Origin of the sequence: Microbacterium sp. NPDC089186 (assembly GCF_040685115.1) — a bacterium.
Taxonomy (GTDB): domain Bacteria; phylum Actinomycetota; class Actinomycetes; order Actinomycetales; family Microbacteriaceae; genus Microbacterium; species Microbacterium galbum.
Map to the genome: position 1 here is coordinate 1,104,882 of NZ_JBFBHJ010000001.1, position 19,656 is coordinate 1,124,537.

At 72.4% G+C, this 19,656-nt stretch carries 16 protein-coding genes; 13 read left to right on the plus strand and 3 right to left on the minus strand.

All coding sequences use genetic code 11. From position 1 onward, the window contains the following. Nucleotides 1–114 precede the first annotated feature (114 nt). Nucleotides 115–1,089 carry a zinc-binding dehydrogenase gene (locus tag AB0N82_RS05240; protein WP_363388943.1) on the minus strand — a complete coding sequence of 325 codons (975 nt, stop codon included), beginning with the start codon at nucleotides 1,087–1,089 and terminating at the stop codon, nucleotides 115–117. Between the two features lie 161 nt (nucleotides 1,090–1,250). Between AB0N82_RS05240 and AB0N82_RS05245 the strand changes: the two genes are divergently transcribed. From AB0N82_RS05245 to AB0N82_RS05275, 7 genes are all read left to right on the plus strand, one after another. Continuing rightward, nucleotides 1,251–1,826 carry a TetR/AcrR family transcriptional regulator gene (locus AB0N82_RS05245; RefSeq protein WP_363388946.1) on the plus strand — a complete coding sequence of 192 codons (576 nt, stop codon included), beginning with the start codon at nucleotides 1,251–1,253 and terminating at the stop codon, nucleotides 1,824–1,826. 150 nt (nucleotides 1,827–1,976) lie between these two features. Further along, nucleotides 1,977–2,606: a GntR family transcriptional regulator gene (locus AB0N82_RS05250; RefSeq protein ID WP_315994374.1), complete on the plus strand. Its 630-nt coding sequence runs from the start codon at nucleotides 1,977–1,979 to the stop codon at nucleotides 2,604–2,606. Next, complete coding sequence (locus AB0N82_RS05255; protein WP_363388950.1) at nucleotides 2,603–4,129, plus strand: MmgE/PrpD family protein; 1,527 nt, start codon at nucleotides 2,603–2,605, stop codon at nucleotides 4,127–4,129. Before AB0N82_RS05250 ends, AB0N82_RS05255 begins: the two co-directional genes overlap by 4 nt. After that, the gene (gene prpB / locus AB0N82_RS05260; RefSeq protein WP_315994376.1) at nucleotides 4,129–5,028 is read left to right on the plus strand and encodes a methylisocitrate lyase; all 900 of its coding nucleotides are present in this window, start codon (nucleotides 4,129–4,131) and stop codon (nucleotides 5,026–5,028) included. The genes AB0N82_RS05255 and prpB overlap by 1 nt, the downstream gene beginning before the upstream one ends. Nucleotides 5,029–5,065: 37 nt before the next feature. Continuing rightward, the gene (locus AB0N82_RS05265) at nucleotides 5,066–6,250 is read left to right on the plus strand and encodes a bifunctional 2-methylcitrate synthase/citrate synthase (protein ID WP_363388954.1); all 1,185 of its coding nucleotides are present in this window, start codon (nucleotides 5,066–5,068) and stop codon (nucleotides 6,248–6,250) included. Then, nucleotides 6,250–7,428, plus strand: coding sequence for a thiolase family protein (locus tag AB0N82_RS05270; RefSeq protein ID WP_363388957.1), 1,179 nt, complete (start codon nucleotides 6,250–6,252; stop codon nucleotides 7,426–7,428). The genes AB0N82_RS05265 and AB0N82_RS05270 overlap by 1 nt, the downstream gene beginning before the upstream one ends. 101 nt (nucleotides 7,429–7,529) lie before the next feature. After that, entirely contained in the window at nucleotides 7,530–8,246 is a 717-nt protein-coding gene (locus tag AB0N82_RS05275) for a Type 1 glutamine amidotransferase-like domain-containing protein (protein ID WP_363388960.1), read from the plus strand. Nucleotides 8,247–8,372: 126 nt separating this feature from the next. On the opposite strand, the gene AB0N82_RS05280 is transcribed toward AB0N82_RS05275, so the two are convergent. Continuing rightward, nucleotides 8,373–11,849, minus strand: coding sequence for a choice-of-anchor I family protein (locus tag AB0N82_RS05280; protein ID WP_363388963.1), 3,477 nt, complete (start codon nucleotides 11,847–11,849; stop codon nucleotides 8,373–8,375). A gap of 194 nt (nucleotides 11,850–12,043) precedes the next feature. Here AB0N82_RS05280 and AB0N82_RS05285 point away from each other — a divergent pair, with 194 nt between their 5' ends. The 3 genes from AB0N82_RS05285 to AB0N82_RS05295 all read left to right on the plus strand — a co-directional run bounded on the left by AB0N82_RS05285 (nucleotide 12,044) and on the right by AB0N82_RS05295 (nucleotide 15,074). Beyond that, nucleotides 12,044–12,763, plus strand: coding sequence for a VIT family protein (locus tag AB0N82_RS05285; RefSeq protein WP_363388966.1), 720 nt, complete (start codon nucleotides 12,044–12,046; stop codon nucleotides 12,761–12,763). Between the two features lie 79 nt (nucleotides 12,764–12,842). Further along, complete coding sequence (locus tag AB0N82_RS05290) at nucleotides 12,843–14,021, plus strand: acyl-CoA dehydrogenase family protein (protein WP_363388969.1); 1,179 nt, start codon at nucleotides 12,843–12,845, stop codon at nucleotides 14,019–14,021. A gap of 264 nt (nucleotides 14,022–14,285) precedes the next feature. Then, the gene (locus AB0N82_RS05295) at nucleotides 14,286–15,074 is read left to right on the plus strand and encodes an enoyl-CoA hydratase-related protein (RefSeq protein ID WP_315994383.1); all 789 of its coding nucleotides are present in this window, start codon (nucleotides 14,286–14,288) and stop codon (nucleotides 15,072–15,074) included. A gap of 103 nt (nucleotides 15,075–15,177) precedes the next feature. Here AB0N82_RS05295 and AB0N82_RS05300 read toward each other — a convergent pair whose 3' ends face one another. Further along, a complete protein-coding gene (locus tag AB0N82_RS05300; protein ID WP_315994384.1) occupies nucleotides 15,178–15,705 on the minus strand; it encodes a MarR family transcriptional regulator in 528 nt (175 codons plus the stop codon). A 318-nt stretch (nucleotides 15,706–16,023) separates the two neighbouring features. Between AB0N82_RS05300 and AB0N82_RS05305 the strand changes: the two genes are divergently transcribed. The 3 genes from AB0N82_RS05305 to AB0N82_RS05315 all read left to right on the plus strand — a co-directional run bounded on the left by AB0N82_RS05305 (nucleotide 16,024) and on the right by AB0N82_RS05315 (nucleotide 19,595). Then, nucleotides 16,024–16,800 carry an electron transfer flavoprotein subunit beta/FixA family protein gene (locus AB0N82_RS05305; protein WP_363388973.1) on the plus strand — a complete coding sequence of 259 codons (777 nt, stop codon included), beginning with the start codon at nucleotides 16,024–16,026 and terminating at the stop codon, nucleotides 16,798–16,800. Further along, complete coding sequence (locus tag AB0N82_RS05310; protein WP_363388976.1) at nucleotides 16,800–17,765, plus strand: electron transfer flavoprotein subunit alpha/FixB family protein; 966 nt, start codon at nucleotides 16,800–16,802, stop codon at nucleotides 17,763–17,765. Before AB0N82_RS05305 ends, AB0N82_RS05310 begins: the two co-directional genes overlap by 1 nt. A 279-nt stretch (nucleotides 17,766–18,044) precedes the next feature. Continuing rightward, nucleotides 18,045–19,595: a cytochrome b/b6 domain-containing protein gene (locus AB0N82_RS05315; RefSeq protein WP_363388979.1), complete on the plus strand. Its 1,551-nt coding sequence runs from the start codon at nucleotides 18,045–18,047 to the stop codon at nucleotides 19,593–19,595. Nucleotides 19,596–19,656: the final 61 nt, after the last annotated feature.

Sequence of the window (19,656 nt, forward strand, 5' to 3'; positions counted from 1 at the left end):
TGGTCGGGGCGCCGCTGCACCCGCTGTCGAGTGTCCAGAACACGCCGCTCCGCCTGGCGGGGCGCGGCGTGTCCTGGACACTCAACGAGGGTCGAGCCTCGCGGGGCGATGCGCTCAGGGGCGCAGCAGCACCTTGCCGACGCGGGGGGAGTCGCTCGCGCGGGCGGCCTCGCGGGCATCCTCGAGCGCGAAGGTCGCCGCGACCGGGAGGGTCAGGGTGCCGTCGGCGAGGTAGCGCGACAGCTCGCCGAACAGGGCGCCGCGGGTCTCGGCATCCATCGTCTTGCTGACGACGCTGCCCCAGAAGCCCTTCACGGTGGCCTGGCGGAAGATGATGTCGCCGGCCGAGAGCTCGAGTTTGCCGGCGCCCATCGAGCCGAAGATGACCAGGGTGCCGTTCTCGCTGAGCAACGACAGCACGTCGTTGCTGGCTGAGCCGCCGACCGAGTCGACGCCGGCGACGATGCGCGCGCCGTCGGCGAGGGCGAGCGCCGCGTCGCGCCACCCCTCGGCGTCGGTCGACACGACGTTGTCGATGCCCTGCTCCGCCAGCTCGGCGACCGCGCTCCGGCGACGCACGAGGCCGATCACGTGGATGCCGCGGGCCTTCGCGATCTGCGCGACCATGCGGCCGACGGCGCCGTTGGCGGTGTTCTGCACGATCCAGTCGCCCGCCTTCAGGTCGAGCGAGTGCAGCAGGCTGATGGCGCTGAACGGCATCGAGACCAGCTGGGAAGCGACCTCGTCGCTCAGTCCGTCGGCGACCGGGATGAGGCCGGCGGCCTTCGCGACGACCTGCTCCGCCCAGACGCCGAAGTTGCCGCCCGTGGCGACGCGCTGGCCGACGGTGAGGCCTTCGACGCCCTCGCCGAGCTCCTCCACCACGCCCACGGCCTCGGTACCGGCGCGCGCGGGCAGCTCGGGCTTGAAGCCGTAGGTGCCGCGGATGGTCCAGAGGTCGTGGTTGTGGATGGGCGACAGCAGCACGCGCAGGCGCACCTCGCCGGGGCCGGGGGTCGGGGTCTCGACCTCTTCGACGCCGAGGACGTCGGCGGGCTCGCCGAACTCGTGGTGGATCACTGCGCGCATGGAATGCCTCCGGTGGTTATTTTGTAACGACCGGTCTAATATAGACCTCGACGCTGCGAATGCAACCGGAAGGCGTCCGCGTCCGGTGGCTTCGACGGGCTCGGCCACCTCCGCCGGACGCCATCGCGAGGCACAGGGAGAGAACAGGGAACATGGGCAGGATGCCGAGCTTCGAGCGCTCCGCCGTCGTCGACGCCGCGCGCGACGTCTTCTGGCGCCGCGGCTACGCCGAGACCGGCATCGCCGAGCTCGAGGAGGCCACCGGGCTCACGCGCTCCAGCATCTACAACGCCTTCGGCAGCAAGCGCGGGTTGTTCGACGCCGTGCTCTCCGCCTACCTCGACGACGTCGTGCGCACGCGCCTGCGTCCGCTGGGCGGGGGAGATCCCGGCGCGCTCGAGGCGTACGTCGACGACATGCGCGCCGCCATCGACGCCGACGCCCCGCGCGCCCGCCTGGGCTGCCTGCTGCTCAACGCCGGGTCGTCGCCCCTCGCGAGCGACGATGCGGACGTGCGCGCCCTCGTGTCGGCTTACGCGGCCGAGATGCGTGCGGCCATCCGCGCCGCGGTCGCCGACCGGCGCCCCGACCTGACCCCGGATGCCGTCGGCGCCCTCGCCGCGGTCTGCGCCTCGCTCGTGGTGGCCGGCCTCACCCTCGCCCGCGCCGACCGCGACGCGGCGCTCGGCGCCCTCGCATCCATCCCGACGACCCTGGAGTCGTGGGGGCGCGCCTGACCGCGCGAGTCGCCGAGAATCGTCTCCTCGGGTGCGGTCCGGGGATGATCTCGGTATCTCTTTGTATACGTTCGTAGCGCTCCCGGGGGCGCAAACTATCCCTTGGGCGCCGCAGTGCATACACTGGGAAGGCGGCGAGGGAGGTGCGGCATGCGAGCGAGCGAACGCGCGTACGCGACCCTCCTCGACGAGATCCAGACCGGCGCCCTTTCTCCCGGCACGGTCCTCGGCGAGGTGGAGCAGTCCACGCGTCTCGGAGTGAGTCGCACCCCGCTGCGTGAGGCGCTGCGCCGCCTGGCATCCGACGGGCTCGTCGCCCAGGCCTCGCCGCGGGTGACCGTGGTCGCGGGCATCGACGCCGACGACATCCGCGCCCTGTTCGACCTGCGTCGCGCCCTCGAGACGGAGGCCGCACGGCTGGCCGCGCAGCGCGGCGACCGACGGGTCTTCCACGCGCTGGCCGCCGAGTTCGAGCGCGTCGACACCGCCGACGCCGACGACTACTACGCGCTGATCGCCCGGTTCGACGCGGCGATCGACGCCGCCGTCGACAACCCCTACCTCTCCGCGGCCCTGCGCAGCGTCCGCACGCACCTCGTGCGGGTCCGACGCATGGCCCGCGACAACCCCCTGCGGCTTTCCGCCTCGGCGCGAGAGCATGAACTGATCGCCCGCGCGATCGGCGGCGGCGACCCCGAACTCGCCGCCCACGCCACCCACGTGCACCTGCACAACGCCTTCACGACCATCCTCGAAGCCCTCACGGAGGACCCCTCATGACGATCACCCATCACGTGCGCGTGCACCGCAGCGACGAGAACCTCGCCCGCGAGGGCCAGCTCGCCTGGGCGCTCGCGCGCGTCGCGGTCGACCCGGTCGCGGTCGACGACGACGTGGTCGACATGATCGTCAACCGCCTGATCGACAACGCCGCCGTCGCCGCGGCATCCCTCACCCGTCAGCCGGTCAGCGCCGCGCGCCAGCAGGCGCTCGATCACGCGGTGTCGATCGGCGGACCCGGCGCGACCGTCTTCGGCTGCCTGCTCGAGCGGCGCACCAGCCCCGAGTGGGCCGCGTGGGCGAACGGCGTCGCCGTGCGCGAGCTCGACTATCACGACACCTTCCTCGCCGCCGACTACTCGCACCCCGGCGACAACATCCCGCCCGTGCTCGCGGTCGCCCAGCACACCGGTCGCGACGGCGCCGCCCTCGTGCGCGCCCTCGCCACGGCCTACGAGATCCAGATCGACCTCGTCCGCGCGATCTCGCTGCACAAGCACAAGATCGACCACGTCGCCCACCTGGGACCCGCGGCGGCCGCCGGTATCGGCACCCTGCTCGACCTCGACCAGGAGACGATCTACCAGGCCATCGGCCAGGCGCTGCACACCACCACCGCCACGCGCCAGTCGCGCAAGGGCGAGATCTCGACGTGGAAGGCGCACGCCCCCGCCTTCGCCGGGAAGATGGCGATCGAGGCGGTGGACCGCGCGATGCGCGGGGAGACCAGCCCCTCGCCGATCTACGAAGGCGAAGACGGCGTCATCGCGTGGATGCTCGACGGCCCCGACGCCTCCTACGACGTCCCCCTGCCCGGCGAGGGCGAGAGCAAGCGCGGCATCCTCGACTCGTACACGAAGGAGCACTCCGCCGAGTACCAGGCGCAGGCGTGGATCGACCTCGCCCGCCGCCTCGGCACGGACCGGCCCGATCTGCGCGACCCCGCCAACGTGGCATCCATCGTTCTGCACACGAGCCACCACACGCACTATGTGATCGGTTCGGGCGCGAACGACCCGCAGAAGTACGACCCGACCGCCTCGCGCGAGACGCTCGACCATTCGATCCCGTACATCTTCGCCGTCGCCCTGCAGGACGGCGCGTGGCACCACGTCGACTCCTACGCCCCCGCGCGCGCCGGCCGCGCCGACACCGTCGCCCTCTGGCACAAGGTGACGACGGCGGAGGATGCCGAGTGGACGCGCCGCTACCACTCCGAGGATCCGAACGAGAAGGCCTTCGGCGGCCGCGTGGTCATCACCCTCACCGACGGTTCGGTCGTCGAGGACGAGATCGCCGTCGCCGACGCCCACCCGCTCGGCGCCCGCCCGTTCGCGCGCGAGGACTACGTCCGCAAGTTCCGCATCCTGGCCGAGCCCGTGCTGCTGCCCGAGGAGATCGAGCGCTTCCTCGAGCTCGTGCAGCGTCTGCCCGAGCTGAGCCCGGCCGAGGTCATGCAGCTCACGATCGTCGCGAAGCCCGGCGTGCTGGCGCTGGCCCCCGCGCCGAAGGGGCTGTTCTGATGCTCTACGCCCAGAGCACCCCCCAGCAGAAGCGTCGCGCCCTGCGCGAGAAGCTGGCATCCGGAGAGCTCGTGCGGATGCCGGGAGCCTTCAACCCGCTCTCGGCCCGGCTGATCGAGCGCAAGGGCTTCGACGGCGTCTACATCTCCGGCGCGGTCATCTCGGCAGACCTCGGCCTGCCCGACATCGGCCTGACGACCCTCACCGAGGTCGCCGGACGCGGGCAGCAGATCGCACGGATGACGGAGCTGCCGGCGATCATCGACGCCGACACGGGATTCGGCGAGCCGATGAACGTCGCCCGCACGATCCAGACGCTCGAGGACGCAGGCCTCGCCGGCACGCACATCGAGGACCAGGTCAACCCGAAGCGCTGCGGCCACCTCGACGGCAAGAGCGTCGTGGATGCCGACACCGCGATCAAGCGCATCCGCGCGGCCGTCGACGCCCGGCGCGACCCCGACTTCCTCCTCATGGCGCGCACCGACGTGCGGGCGGTGGAGGGCCTGGATGCCGCGATCGACCGCGCGAAGGCGCTGGTCGACGCGGGTGCCGACGCGATCTTCCCCGAGGCCATGCGCGACCTCGGTGAGTTCGAGGCGATGCGCACGGCGCTGGATGTGCCGATCCTCGCGAACATGACCGAGTTCGGGAAGTCCGAGCTCTTCTCGACCAGGCAGCTGCAGGATGCCGGCGTGAACCTCGTCATCTGGCCGGTGTCGCTGCTGCGGCTCGCGATGGGCGCGGCCGGCCGGGGCCTGGACGCCCTGGCATCCGAGGGCCACCTGCGCGAGCAGCTCGGCGAGATGCAGCACCGCGCCGACCTGTACGACCTCATCGACTACGAGGGCTACACCCGCTTCGACGCCGACGTGTTCGACTTCACCGTCGAACGCTGAGGCCCCACCCGCACGTGCACGACTCGAAGGAGAGACGATGACCGACATCAAGAAGGGCCTCGCCGGCGTCACGGTCGACGAGACCGCGATCAGCAAGGTGAACCCCGACACCAACAGCCTGCTGTACCGCGGGTATCCGGTGCAGGAGCTCGCGGCGACCCAGCCCTTCGAGGCGGTGGCGTACCTGCTGTGGAACGGCGAGCTCCCGGATGCGGCGCAGCTCGCCGCCCTGCGCGAGACGGAGCGCGCGCATCGGGCGCTGACCGACGATGTCCGGGCCGCGATCGACCTGCTGCCCACGAGCGCCCACCCGATGGACGAGGTGCGCACGGCCGTGAGCGTCATCGGCGCGCGCGAGACCGCGGGCATCTCGAACGTGATGGATGCCGTCGGCACCCCCGAGGAGAACCTCGAGCGCAGCATCCGCCTGTGGGCGCAGCTGCCGGCCGTGGTCGCGTACGGCCAGCGCCGCCGCCGTGGCGAAGGGCTGATCGAGCCCCACGACGACCTGGACTACGCAGCCAACTTCCTCTGGATGACCTTCGGCGAGGAGGCCGACGAGGTCGTCGTCGACGCGTTCAACCGCTCGATGATCCTGTACGCCGAGCACTCCTTCAACGCCTCGACCTTCACCGCGCGCGTGATCGCGTCGACCCTCAGCGACCTGTACTCCGCCGTCGTCGGCGCGATCGGCGCGCTCAAGGGGCCCCTGCACGGCGGCGCGAACGAGGCCGTGCTGCACGTATTCACCGAGATCGGCTCGGCCGACAACGTCGGGCCCTGGCTCGACACCGCGCTCGCCGAGAAGCGCAAGATCATGGGCTTCGGCCACCGCGTCTACAAGCGCGGCGACTCGCGCGTCCCCACGATGAAGGCGGCCCTCGACACCCTCGTCGCGCACTACGACCGCCCCGACGTCGCCGCCCTCTACGACGCCCTCGAGTCGCAGTTCGTCGAGCGCAAGGGCATCTACCCCAACCTCGACTACCCCTCCGGCCCGGCCTACGACCTCATGGGCTTCGACACGCTCACCTTCACGCCCCTGTTCGTCGCCGCGCGGGTGACCGGCTGGACGGCGCACATCCGCGAGCAGCAGGCGGCGAACGCCCTCATCCGCCCCCTGTCGGCCTACGTCGGCCCCGACGAGCGCCACGTCGAGGGATACGTCCCGGATGCCGCCGACGTCGATGCCCAGGAGCGCCCCGAGGAGGCGGCGGGCTGATGTCCGAGCCGCGGATCGTCATCGTCTCGGGCGCCCGCACGCCCATCGGCTCGTTCGGCGGTGCGCTGTCGGGCGTCGACGCCCACGAGCTCGGGGCCGTCGCGGTCACCGAGGCGTTGCGCCGCGCCGGGGTCGACGGGGCCGACGTCGACGAGGTCGTCATGGGCTGCATCGCCCAGAACGGCCCCGACGCCTACAACGCCCGCCGCGTCGCACTCGCCGCGGGGCTGCCCACCCGTGTGCCCGCCTTCACCGTCAACCGCCTGTGCGGCTCGGGCCTGCAGGCGATCTGGTCGGCCGCGCAGGAACTGCGCTGGGGCGGCATCGACGTCGCCGTCGCGGGCGGTGACGAGAGCATGTCGCGCACGCCGTTCCTCGAGTACGGCGCCCGCGGCAACGCCCGTCTCGGCGACCGGACGCTCCTGGACGGCACGCTCGCGATCCTCACCGACCCCTTCAGCGGTCGGCACATGGGCACGACGGCCGAGGTCGTGGCATCCCGCTACTCCGTCTCGCGCGAGCAGCAGGACGCCTTCGCCGTCGAGAGTCAGCGGAGAGCGGCGACGGATGCCGCTCGCGCGGCCTTCGCGGAGGAAATCGTGCCCGTGACCACCCGGGGGCGGAAGCCGGTCGAGGTGTCGATCGACGAGCACCCCCGCCCCGGGACCACGATGCAGGCCCTGGCGGGGCTGCGTCCCGCCTTCGAGAAGGACGGGTCGGTCACGGCCGGCAATTCCTCGGGCATCAACGACGGCGCGGCGGCCACCGTGCTGATGCGCGAGGACGACGTGCGCGCGCGCGGGCTGACCGGGCTCGCGACGCTGGAGGCCGTGACCACGGCCGGCGTCGACCCCGAGATCATGGGCTACGCGCCGGTCATCGCGCTGCAGAGGCTGTGGGAGCGGACCGGGCTCACCCCCGCCGACGTCGACGTGATCGAGGTGAACGAGGCCTTCGCCGCTCAGGCGGTCGCGGTCATCCGCGACGCGGGCCTCGACCCCGAGAGGGTCAATCCGTACGGCGGGGCGATCGCCCTCGGCCACCCCGTCGGCGCGACCGGCGCGATTCTGACCGTGCGCGCGGCCCTCGATCTGCAGCGCCGCGACCTCGAGTACGCCGTCGTGACGATGTGCATCGGCGGCGGCCAGGCCCTCGCGGCGTTGCTGCGGCGGTACTGACCCCCGCCCGCGCGAGTCGCCAGGATGCGTCGCCCAGGGGCGTCCCGGAGCGACGAAAGCTGGCGACTCTCGCGAAGGCGGGCACCCGGGATACTGGGCCCATGAGTGTGTTCCTTCTCGGCGGCGGCCGCGATGTCGCCGTCTGCGCGTCGTTGCTGCAGGCCTTCGTGAGCGAGGCGCGGGAGCACGCCGCCGGTCGCGCGCCCGTGATCGCGCTCCTGCTCGTGCTCGAAGCCCACGACGACGCGTCGGTCGACCAGTTCCGCGGCGTGCTCGAGGCCGCCGGAGCGGCACCCGACGACATCCGGGTGCACGCGGTCGTCGAGGGAGAGACCTTCGCGGATGCCATGACGGACGCCGACGGTGTCTTCGTCGGCGGGGGTCTGACTCCGGCGTATCACGACGCGGTCCGCGGCATCCGGGAGGCGATCCGCGAACGGGTCGCGAGCGGCATGCCGTACGCCGGGTTGTCCGCGGGAGCGTCCATCGCCGCGGGTCCGGCGCTCGTCGGCGGGTACCGGGTCGGCGGGGTCGAGGTCGTGTCGGAGGACGCGGGCGAAGAGCTGGACGCCGTCGAGGTGCGCCCGGGCCTCGGGCTCCTCGACTTCGCCGTCGACGTCCACGCCGCCCAGTGGGGCACCCTCTCGCGTCTCGTCGCCGCGGTCGACGCCGGTCTCGTCACCGACGGTGTGGCCATCGACGAGAACACGGCCCTGGTGATCTCGGCGCAGGCGGCCCCGGCCGTGCGCGGCAGCGGTCAGGTCTGGCGCGTCGAGTCCACGGCATCCGGGGTGCACGTCCAGGTGCTCCGCGCATGAGGCGCCACCCCGCGTGAGGGGTCAGGAAGTATCGCCCGACGTGCTTCCCGGCGACGGCTTCCGACCCCCCACGCGAACGGGAACGGCCCCCACCCGCAGAGGTGAGGGCCGTTCCGGCGTCCGGCGTCAGACCGTGCGGCGCTTGCGCAGGGCGAACGCGAGCCCGCCCGCGACCACGAGGAACCCGCCCGCCAGGGCGACGCCCCACGGCGCCTCGACACCCGTGTTGGCGAGGCCGCTGCCGGGGCGCTCTCCCGCGGGCCGGCCGGGCTGGTCCGGGGCGGGAACCGGCGTCGGCTCGGTGCCGGGCTGACCCGGCTGCGGAGTGGCATCCGTCGCGAGGACCGCACGCCCGAGCGGCGCCGGATCGACCACGGGGATCGCCTCGAAGTACGACAGCGTCGCGTCGAGGTCGATCTGTCCGGTGTCGGTGCGGTCGGTGCCCGCGGCGAAGGTCGGGAAGCCGTCGCCACCGTTGGCGAGGAACGAGTTCGTCACGACCGTGAAGGTGTCGGTGTCGGCGATCGCGCGGCCCTGGTAGGCCATCGAGACGACCGCGCCCACCCGCGGGTTCGACGGGTCCTGCGTGTATGTGTACGTGAACCCGTCGGACACGCCCAGGTGCAGTTTCGGTCGGTCTCCCGTGGCCTTCCACTGCTCGTTCAGGATGCCGCGGAGCTGCTCACCCGTCAGCGTCACCGTCACGAGCGTGTTGGCGAAGGGCTGCACGAGGGCGGCCTCCTTGTAGGTCACCACCCCGTCGTCGCCCTTGAGCAGGTCGGCGCGGAGGCCGCCCGGGTTCATCAGCGCGATCTGGGCCTTCGCGCCGGCATACGCGGGGTTCTTCGACGTCGCCCAGAGGTACACGTCGGCCACCCAGTTGCCCATCGACGACTCGACGCCGCGGTCCGCTCCCGAGGGGGTTCCGCCGCGCAGGATGTCACCGCTGATCTCGCCGACCGGCTTCGCGCCGATGACGTCGGCCTGCGCGACGTACGCGGCGACCTTGGCCGCGATGTCGGCATCCGGAGCCGCCGCGCCCGCGAGCGGGAAGGTCGTCCCCGAGATGGATGCCAGGGAGTCGGTGCGCGTGTCCCAGCTCAGCGACAGCTGCCCCATGGCCTTGCCGTACTCCGAGGCCTGGATGACGGGGCGCGTCCGGTCGGTGCCGGCCACCGGCAGGTCGCACGCGTAGGTCTGGTGCGTGTGCGCGGAGACGACGGCGTCGATCTCCGGAGAGGCGTTGACCGCGAGGGCGCCGAAACCGGCCTGGTCGGCGGCGATGGCGGTGCAGTCGTTCGACGTCGCAGCCCCCGAGTGCGTCAGCAGCACGATGACGTCGGCGAGGTCGCCCGCCGTGATCTCGTCGGCCACGCGGTTCGCCGCCTCGAGCTGGTCGCCGAAGTCCAGGTCGGCGATGCCGGCCGGGTCGACCATGGTCGCGGTGTCGGGGGTCACGGTGCCGATGAAGGCGACGCGCACGCCGTCGACGTCCTTGACGGCGTACTCGTCGAGTACGGGCTCCTTCGTGCCCTTCTTGTAGACGTTCGCGCCCAGGCCGAACTCCCCGCCGCCGTACTCGGGGAGCACGCGGTCGGTCAGGTCGGCGAAGCCGCGGTCGAACTCGTGGTTGCCGACGGCCGAGATGTCGAGACCCGAGGCCTTCAGCGTGTCGATCGTGGGGGAGTCGTCCTGGATCAGCGAGGTGAAAGTCGACGCGCCGATGTTGTCACCGGCCGAGACGAACAGCGTGTTCGGGTTCGCGGCTTCCTTCGCCTTCACGGCGCCGGCGATGACGGCGGCGCCGGCCTCGCCCTGCGATCCCGCCTCGAGGCGGCCGTGGAAGTCGTTGATCGTGAGGATGTCGATGTCCTTCACGTTCGGGTTCTCCACCGCGAACACGGTGGTGGTGCCCGAGACCTCGTTGCCGACGGCCACGAGCGGTCGGCCCGTCGGAGAGTCGGCGGCGGAGATGAACTCCACGCCCTCGGGACCGAGGTCGCCGGCCTTCGCCAGCAGCTCGCGGTCGGCGGTCTCATCGCCGGTCAGCCGGTCTTCGACCGAGACCGAGAAGTCGCGGTTGTTGACGTACCCGGCGTAGGTCGCGTTCTTCGGGTCGGTGATGTCGTAGGTCATCACGCCACCGACACGCTCGAGGCCGATGAAGGCGTAGGTGCGCCCGTCGACCTCGCCGATCGCGAGGTTCTCGGGCTCGGGGCCCTTGTCGTCGCTGCGACCCTCCAGGTTCGACTCCGAGTGGTTCGAGTTGAAGAAATCGGGATTCGCATCGTGCGTGATGCGCTCGAAGTCGGAGCCCGAGTCGAAGACCTGCTCGCCCGCGGTGTTCCACACCGAGAACCCGCGCCCGCCGAAGGTGTAGAGCGCGGAGTAGCAGGTGCCCTCGGCGTTCAGGCCCATGTCGGTCGCGACGTTGAGGCGACCGAGGGCGGCGTCGCCGAGCGAGCCCGCGAGCGGGCTGTCGGCGCACACGGGCGCGAGACCGTCGGAGCCGAGATCCTTCACGCGGGCGGTGTCGGTGAAGTCGCCCCACTCGCGACCGTCACCCTCGTTGGCGGTGACGAGGTAGGTCTCGCCGCCGGACTGGTAGGCCTGGATGCCGTCGGGCATGTACATGCCGAACAGGCCGGGGTAGCTCTTCTCGTTGAAGGTCGGGGCATCCTTCGGGTCGCGGTCGCTCGCGTCGAGCGTCTCGACGCCGTAGTCCTTGAAGCCCAGGGACCGGATGCCGGTGACCTCCGCCGTCGCCAGGTCGACGACCGCGACGGCGTTGGCCTCCTGCAGCGCGACGTACGCCGTGGAGCCGGCGATCGCGACGTACTCGGGCTCGAGGTTGCGGCTCACGCGGTTGGCGGCGAGCGGCGTGGAGCCCTGGTCGGGGGCGGCGACATCGGGGCCGAAGACCCGGACGGCGGGGTCGAGGGACTTCGAGCCGCCCTGCTCGAAGGCTCCGAACCCGGCCGTGCGCACGGCATCCTGGGTCGGGGCGGTCTTGGTGCTCGGCAGCGCGACGACGCCGACGGAACCCTCGGGGTCGGTCGTGAAGTCATCGGCCGGCTCGCCCTCGTTCGCGACGACCGCGAAGGAGCCGTCGTCGCTGATCGCGACCATGTCGGGCAGAGCGCCGACCGTCACCTCTCCGAGGATCGTGGGCGCGGCGGCATCCGCGTCGAAGAAGACCAGACGTCCGGGCGCGGTCTTGTCGGTGCTTTCCAGGGCGATGACGCCCAGGCCGTCGGCGCGGACGGCGAGGGAGTTCGCGATCCCGGTGCCGGCGATCGAGTACAGCTTCGTCGGTGCGGCGGGGTTTCCGTTGTCGAGCACATCGACGGCCCCGGCCTGGGCGTTCACGACGAAGAGGCGGTTCTTGTACGCGTGCACGATCTCGGCGGCCGACTGGTCGAACACCCCGGTCTCGTACGTGCCGAGCGGACGCAGCGACACCGCGTCGTCGGCGGCGACGTCACGCACGGGATCGGAGACGAGAGCGGCGGATGCCGCGGTGGCGCTCGACAGAGCGAGAGCGCAGACCGCGGCGGTGGTCGCGCTGAACGCGACCGCGCGGCGGAGGAGGGGCGAAGGCATGGCTGTGTCCTCGGATGCAGGGGGGAGCTCGCGCGTCGAGAACGGCGCGAGGACGCCGCGGGGCGGCGATGGCGGCGAGTCTGCCCGCGGGCGGTGTCGCCCGAGTGAACGACGGGGGAACGGCGGACCCGCACGGCTCGTCGACGTCGACGCAAGGGCGTCCGGGTGTCGACGGCGGGGATATCCTCTCGCCCATGACCACCGCGAACGGCGCGCACACCGATGAACCGCACCGTCAGGGACTCTCGCAGCGCCTCAACTGGCTGAGGGCCGGAGTCCTCGGCGCCAACGACGGCATCGTCTCGACCGCCGCGGTCGTCGTCGGCGTCGCGGGAGCGACGAGCGGCACCGGTCCCGTGCTGATCGCCGGTCTCGCGGCCCTCGTCGGTGGCGCGATCTCCATGGCGCTGGGCGAGTACGTCTCGGTGTCGAGCCAGCGCGACAGCGAGCACGCGCTCATCCAGAAGGAGAAGCGCGAGCTGGCCGACGACCCCGAGGCCGAGCTCGCCGAACTGGTGGGCATGTATGAGGCGCAGGGCCTCTCGCGCGACACGGCGACGCGCGTGGCGACCGAGCTCACGGCATCCGATGCTCTCAAGGCGCATCTGGCGGTCGAGCTCAACATCGACGCCAACGACGTCGCGAGTCCGTGGGCGGCGGCTCTCGCCTCGGCGGTGGCGTTCACGATCGGCGCGCTGCTGCCGCTGGCGACGATCCTGTTCGCGCCCGTCGAGATCCGGGTGCCGCTGACCTTCGTCGCGGTGCTCATCGCGCTCGCGATCACCGGCTACGTCGCGGCGTACATCGGCGGGGCCCGGCGGGGGCGGGCGGTGCTGCGCACCGTCATCGGCGGGGCGCTCGCGCTCGCGGCGACGTACGCCGTCGGCGCGCTGTTCGGGGTGTCCGCGGGGTAATCGACCCCTCTACCATTTACTAGGACGTCCAGGTAATCTGAGCAGGCGACGACGCCGTCGCCTCACGAAGGAGAGCCGCATGGACACCACCCCTGCTCCCGCGCTCGACGCCTCACCGGTCAGCACCCTGTCGACAGATGAGCGCGCCGCGATCCTCGATGCCGTGCGCGATTTCGCCGCGACCGAGTTCGCCCCCCACACCCTCGAGTGGGATGCCGAGAAGCATTTCCCTCGCGACGTGCTGCGCCGCGCGGGGGAGCTGGGTCTCGGCGGCGTCTACGTCAACGACGACGTCGGCGGCGCCGGGCTGTCACGAGCGGATGCGGTGGCGATCTTCGAGGAGCTCGCCTACGGCGACCCCACGGTGACGGCGTACATCACGATCCACAACATGGTCGCGTGGATGATCGACACCTACGGCACCGCCGCCCAGCGCGAGCGGTGGTTGCCCTCGCTCGTGGCCATGGACGACCTCGGCGCCTACTGCCTCACCGAACCGGGCGCAGGATCGGATGCCGCGGCGATCGCCACCTCCGCGATCCGCCACGGTGACACGTACGTGCTCACGGGCGTGAAGCAGTTCATCTCGGGCGCCGGAGAGGCATCCGTCTACGTCGTCATGGCGCGCACCGGCGAGCCGGGGGCCCGCGGCATCAGCGCGTTCCTCGTCCCCGCCGACGCCGCGGGCCTGTCGTTCGGGCCGAACGAGAAGAAGATGGGCTGGAACGCCCAACCCACCCGCCCGGTGATCCTCGACGAGGTGCGCGTACCGGCGGAGAACCTGCTCGGCGGCGAGGGGCGCGGGTTCTCGATCGCGATGAACGCGCTCAACGGCGGGCGGCTCAACATCGCCACGTGCTCCCTCGGGGGTGCGCGGTGGGCGCTGGACCGGGCGGTCGCGTACGTGCACGAGCGGTTCACCTTCGGCGAGGCCCTCAGCGAGAAGCAGTCCGTGATCTTCGCCGTGGCCGACATGGCGACCGAGCTCGACGCCGCGCGTCTGCTCGTGCGCGACGCCGCCCGGGCCCTGGATGCCAAGGCGCCCGACGCCGCGACCCGCTGCGCGATGGCCAAGCGTTTCGCGACCGATGTGGGCTTCCGCGTCGCCAACGAGGCCCTGCAGCTGCACGGCGGCTACGGCTACCTGCAGGACTACGGCATCGAGAAGGTGGTGCGCGACCTGCGCGTGCACCAGATCCTCGAGGGGACGAACGAGATCATGCGCCTCATCGTCGGCCGCAGCGTCCTCGCGGCGTGACACCGCCTGAGAGGCTGGGGCTCGTGCGGGGCGACTCGGTGGGCGTGGCGCGGGCGCGGACGGGGCCGGCCCGATTCGGGGCGGAATCCGCGCGTCGGAGCGTACGTGCCACGCCCCGCAGCGCGAAGCGCGCGCCGGACTCGACAGCCTCGCGGCCCCGGCACGACGTCGACGGGCCGGCGGCGGAACCCCCTCGGCGGATGTCGGGGGCGCGTGCGAGCATGCCAGGAGCGGGGCCGACCGCGGTGACACGACGGGAGTGACATGACGGACCAGGATGCCGAGTACGAGACGATCCGCGTCGAGCAGCGGGGCCGCGTCGGGTGGATCACCCTCGACCGACCCGAGGCTCTCAACGCCTTGAACACGCAGACCATGCGAGACGTCGTCGCGGCGGCGGAGGCGTTCGACGCCGACGAGGGCGTGGGCGCGATCGTCGTCACGGGCAGCGAGAAGGCGTTCGCGGCCGGAGCCGACATCAAGGAGATGGAGCAGAAGTCGGGACTCGACATGATGCTCACCGACCACTTCGGGGCCTGGACGCGGTTCGCCGCGGTGCGCACGCCGGTCATCGCCGCGGTGTCGGGCTACGCACTGGGCGGCGGATGCGAGCTCGCCCTCATGTGCGACGTGATCCTGGCATCCGATCGCGCGAAGTTCGGCCAGCCCGAGGTGCAGTTGGGTGTCATCCCCGGAATGGGCGGGACGCAGCGGCTGGTCCGCGCGCTCGGGTACTACAAGGCCGCCGAGCTGGTGCTCACGGGGCGCATGATCGACGCCGCCGAGGCGGAGCGCGCGGGCCTCGTGTCCCGTGTGGTGCCGGCCGCCGAGCTGCTCGACGACGCCGAGAGCACCGCCCGCACCATCGCCGAGAAGCCCCTGCCGGCGCTCTACGCCGCCAAGGCGGCGCTCGATGTCGCTCTGGAGTCCACGCTCGCCGAGGGCGTGCGCTTCGAGCGGCAGGCGTTCGCCGCGCTCTTCGACACCGCCGACCAGAAGGAGGGGATGGCGGCGTTCCGCGAGAAGCGGTCGCCGTCGTTCACGCACAGATGAGCCCCGTCAGCCCGGCACACGCAGGCGATTACGTCGCCTCGCGTATCGGCGCGCCCGCGGGCGACCGGCGGCCGGGGGCGTGCGACGCGTCACCCGTCGGTGCTCAGAGCGGGTCGGGCACCGGGGCGGGGTCGGCGAAGTCACCGGCTCCCTTGCGGAAGCGCGCGATGATGCGCACGAGAGCCGTCGCATCGTCGTCGTCGAGCCCGAGGTCGGCGAACACGTCGTTGAGCGCGGTCGTCGCCTCATCGACCCGTCGTCGCCCGGCGTCGGTCAGCGCGAGCAGTGCGGCGCGCCCGTCGGTGGGGTGCGGCTCACGCGTGACGTACCCGTCGCGGGCCAAGCGCTCGACGGTGTTGGTCACGCTCGTCGGATGCACCTGCAGGCGCGCGATCGCGCTCGCCATCGGCATCCGTCCCTCGCGGGTGAAGGCGAGCAGCCGCAGCATCTCGAAGCGCGAGAACGACAGATCGAAGGGCTTCAACGCCCGGTCGATGGATGCCATGAGCAACTGGTGCGCCCGGATCACCGAGGTCACGACCGTCATGCCGTCGGCCGCGTCATCCCACCCGTGCGCGAGCCACTGGCGCTTGGCCTCGGCGATCGGGTCGACCGGCAGTCGTCGCGTCATGGATCCTCCTCGCCTGTCACGGTACCGCTCGGGCGGCGCGGCGGCCCGCTCTCCGCGGGGACGGCGGTGGCTGAGCCTTCCGAGGCCGGTCGATGCCTCTGCGCGACCCGGTCCCTTCGACGGGCTCAGGGACCTCCGCCTCGCCGGGGAGGGGCCGCTTCGCTGCTCGGCCGCGGGAAGGCGGTGGCTGAGCCCGTCGAACCCTCCGCGGGCTCGGTCCGGTCGGCGGGGTCGGCGACTCCCGGGCCCGTCCGTGAAGCAGTCATCCCGTCGCCGCGACGTCGCGGCATCCGTCCCCCGAACGAAGGAGCCGCGTCGATGAAGATCGTGGTGCTCATCAAAGAAGTCCCCGACACGTGGGGCGACCGTCGTCTCGACCTGGAGACGGGTCTGACCGACCGTTCCTCGTCGGCCCCGGTGCTCGACGAGATCGACGAGCGCGCGGTCGAGGCGGCGCTCGCGCACGCCGACGCGCACCCCGGCACCGAGGTCATCGTCGTCACGATGGCCCCCGCCTCGGCCACGGCGACCGTGCGCAAGGCCCTGGCGATGGGGGCGACCTCGGCCGTTCACGTCGTCGACGACGCTCTGCGCGGCGCCGATCTGCTGCTGACCGCCGACGTGCTCGCCGCGGCGATCCGCCGCACGGGCTTCGACCTCGTGATCGCGGGCAACCTCTCCACCGACGGCGGGGGAGGAGTCGTCCCCGCCATGGTCGCCGAGATGCTCGGCGTGCCGCAGCTCACGGCGTTGTCGAGCCTCGAGGTCACCGACGACTCCGTGTCGGGCGACCGCGTGAGCGATGCCGGGACGATGCGGGTGTCGGCATCCCTCCCCGCCGTGGTGTCGATCACCGAGGCGCTTCCGGAGGGGCGCTTCACGACCTTCAAGGGCATCATGGCCGCCAAGAAGAAGCCCTTCGAGACGTGGGATCTCGCCGAGCTCGGCGTCGAGGCCGACGACCCCGCACAGGCGCGCTACATCATGCTGTCGGTCACCGAGAGGCCCCCGCGCGCCGCCGGTACGAAGATCGTCGACGAGGGCGATGCGGGCGAGAAGCTCGCCGCCTTCCTCGTGGCCGAGGGGGTCGCGTGATGAGCGTCGCGCTGGTCCTGCTCGAGGTGCTGCCCTCGGGCGCACTCGCCGCCTCGTCGGCCGGGCTGCTGGCCGCCGCCGCGGAAGCGGGGGAGCCGGTCGCCGTCCTCGCGGCTCCCGCCGACGTGCTCGATCGCGCGGCGGAGCAGGCTGCTGGGTTCGGCGCGGTGCGCGTCCTCACCGCCGAGGTCGATCCCGCGGTGCTCACCGGCCCCGTCGTCGATGCGCTCGCCGCGGCGGTGGCCGCCGAGAGCCCCGACCTCGTGCTCGCCTCGAACGCGATCGAGTCGCGCGATGCCGCGGCCCGCCTCGCGGTGCGATTGCGCCTGCCGCTCGCGACCGACGTCGTCGGGGTCGGGCGCGACGACCTCGGCGTCGTCGCCCACCACGCGGCCTTCGGCGGTGCGTTCACGGTCGACGGGGCGCCGACCTTCGGTCCCCTCGTCGCGACCCTGCGCCCCGGGGCGGTGGACGCGCGCCTCGAGGCGCAGCCGCTCGCCGTGCGCGGCCTGCAGGTGACGGCATCCGGGGCTCCGTCCGCCCGGGCCGAGGACTTCTCGGAGACCGTGGCCCCCTCGACGCGGCCCGAGCTGCGCGGAGCGGGCGCAGTCGTCGCCGGTGGCCGAGGGCTGGGCTCGAAGGAGGACTTCGCGCTCGTCGAGCACCTCGCCGACGTGCTCGGCGCGGCCGTCGGCGCCTCGCGCGCGGCCGTCGACGCGGGGTACGCCCCCGCGAACACGCAAGTGGGACAGACCGGGGTGTCGGTCTCGCCGCGGCTGTACGTGGCCCTGGGCATCTCGGGGGCGATCCAGCACCGGGCGGGGATGCAGACGGCCGGCGTGATCGTAGCGGTCGACAAGAACCCCGACGCTCCCATCTTCGACATCGCCGACTTCGGTATCGTCGGAGACCTGTTCACCGTCGTCCCGCAACTCATCAGCGCGCTAGAGGCCCACAAGAAGTAGATGGCGTCCACACCCCGCACTCCGCGACGCGGGCTGCCGCGCGTCCCCGGTGGGGAGCCCTGGCCGCCCGCGGGGTCCGGCGCGTCCGTGCGAGACGGCGCGGATGCCGCGGTGGCTGCGGAGCAAGACGCGGGCTCTGCCGCGACCCTGCGAAGCGGTGCGGAGCTCGCAGACCCCGGGCCGCGAGATGCGGGCGGTGCGACGACGTCACAGGCGCGGACGGAGGATGCGCGCCCCGAGCCCGGCTCGCTCGAGGTGGGGGGCGCTGCGGTGCCGACGGTGCGCCGCGGTCTCCCCCGCGAGCCGGGCGGCGAGCCGTGGCCGCCGGCATCCGCCTCGCCGGGAACGCCCTCCACGGGATCCGCTCGGCGCAGCGGGATCGCAGCGGAGACGCCCTCCCCCGCGGATCCGGTGCTCGCCTCCGATGCCGTCGAACCCTCGGGCGGTACCAGCGACTCCGACCCGGCCGTCACGCCTCCGGTGACGGATGCCGCGACCGGAGGCGTGCGCCGTGGGCTCCCGCGCACGCCGGGCGGCGAGCCCTGGCCGCCGGCATCCGTCGCGGTGGGCACGCAGCCGACGCCGGAATCGGGCCGGAGCGACGGGATCGGATCGGGGGCGTCCGCGGGGCCGACGTCGCGGCAGTCGTCCGAGCCCGGCGTCGTGTCCGCGGCGGAGACGGCCGAGCCCGGGGCGCGCGCGACTCCCGCACCCCTCATGGCCTCCGCGCCCTCCGCGCCCGCGGCCCCGCGCCCTCCGCTCACCGTTCGCCGCACCGTCTGGCCCGGAGCCGCCGCGCGCCGAGCGGCCGCGGGACGCGACGCCGTTCCCGGAACGGCCGCCCGCGCGGCATCCGTCCCCGCCGGTGGCGCGGCCCGTCCGGCCGCGGCGTGGTCGCCCCCGGCCGCTCTGCGCGACTACTCGCCCGTGCAGCTCCTCGGCTCGGCCGCCGTGCTCGGCGTCTTCGCCCTCGCCCTCGTCGGCATCGTGGTGCTGCTCGCGCGTTTCGTGCTCGCGCTCGGGCCCGGACGGGAGTTCCTCGCGGCGTTCCCCGGCGAGTACCCCCTCCCCGCATCCGCGCCCGTCGGTCTGCCCGCGTGGCTCAACTGGTCGCATTTCCTCAACAGCTTCTTCCTGCTGCTGATCATCCGCACCGGCTGGCAGGTGCGTCGCGAGAAGAGACCCTCCGCCTTCTGGTCCCCGCGGAACAACCGGAAGCGGCGCATCAGCCTCGCCCTCTGGTTCCATCAGGCGCTCGACATCCTGTGGATCGCGAACGGCGTGGTGTTCGTCGTGCTGCTGTTCGTCACCGGGCAGTGGATGCGGATCGTGCCGACCTCGTGGGAGGTGTTCCCGAACGCCCTCTCGGCCGCGCTCCAGTACGCCTCGCTCGACTGGCCCACCGAGAACGGATGGGTGAACTACAACAGCCTCCAGCAGCTGTCGTACTTCGCCGTCACCTTCGTCGCCGCGCCCCTCGCGATCGTCAGCGGCGTGCGCCTGTCGGGCGTCTGGCCGAAGGATGCCGACAAGCTCGACCGGCTGTACCCGGCCGAGTGGGCGCGGAAGGTCCACTTCCCGACGATGCTCTTCTTCGTGGCCTTCATCGTGGTGCACGTCGCCCTCGTGCTCGCGACCGGGGCCCTGCGCAACCTGAACCACATGTACGCCGCCCGCGGGTCGGTGGACCCCGAGGCGTTCACCGGCGACCCGACCGGACTGCTGATCTTCGCGGCATCCCTCGTCGTGATGGCGGCGGCGTGGATCGCCGCGCGCCCCGCGGTGCTCGTGCCGATCGCCCGCCTGTTCGGCGAGGTGAAGCAGCGCTGACGCCGCGCCCCCCGCGCCCCTGTCGCCGAGACCGCGCCCGGTCGCCGAGACCGCGCCCGGT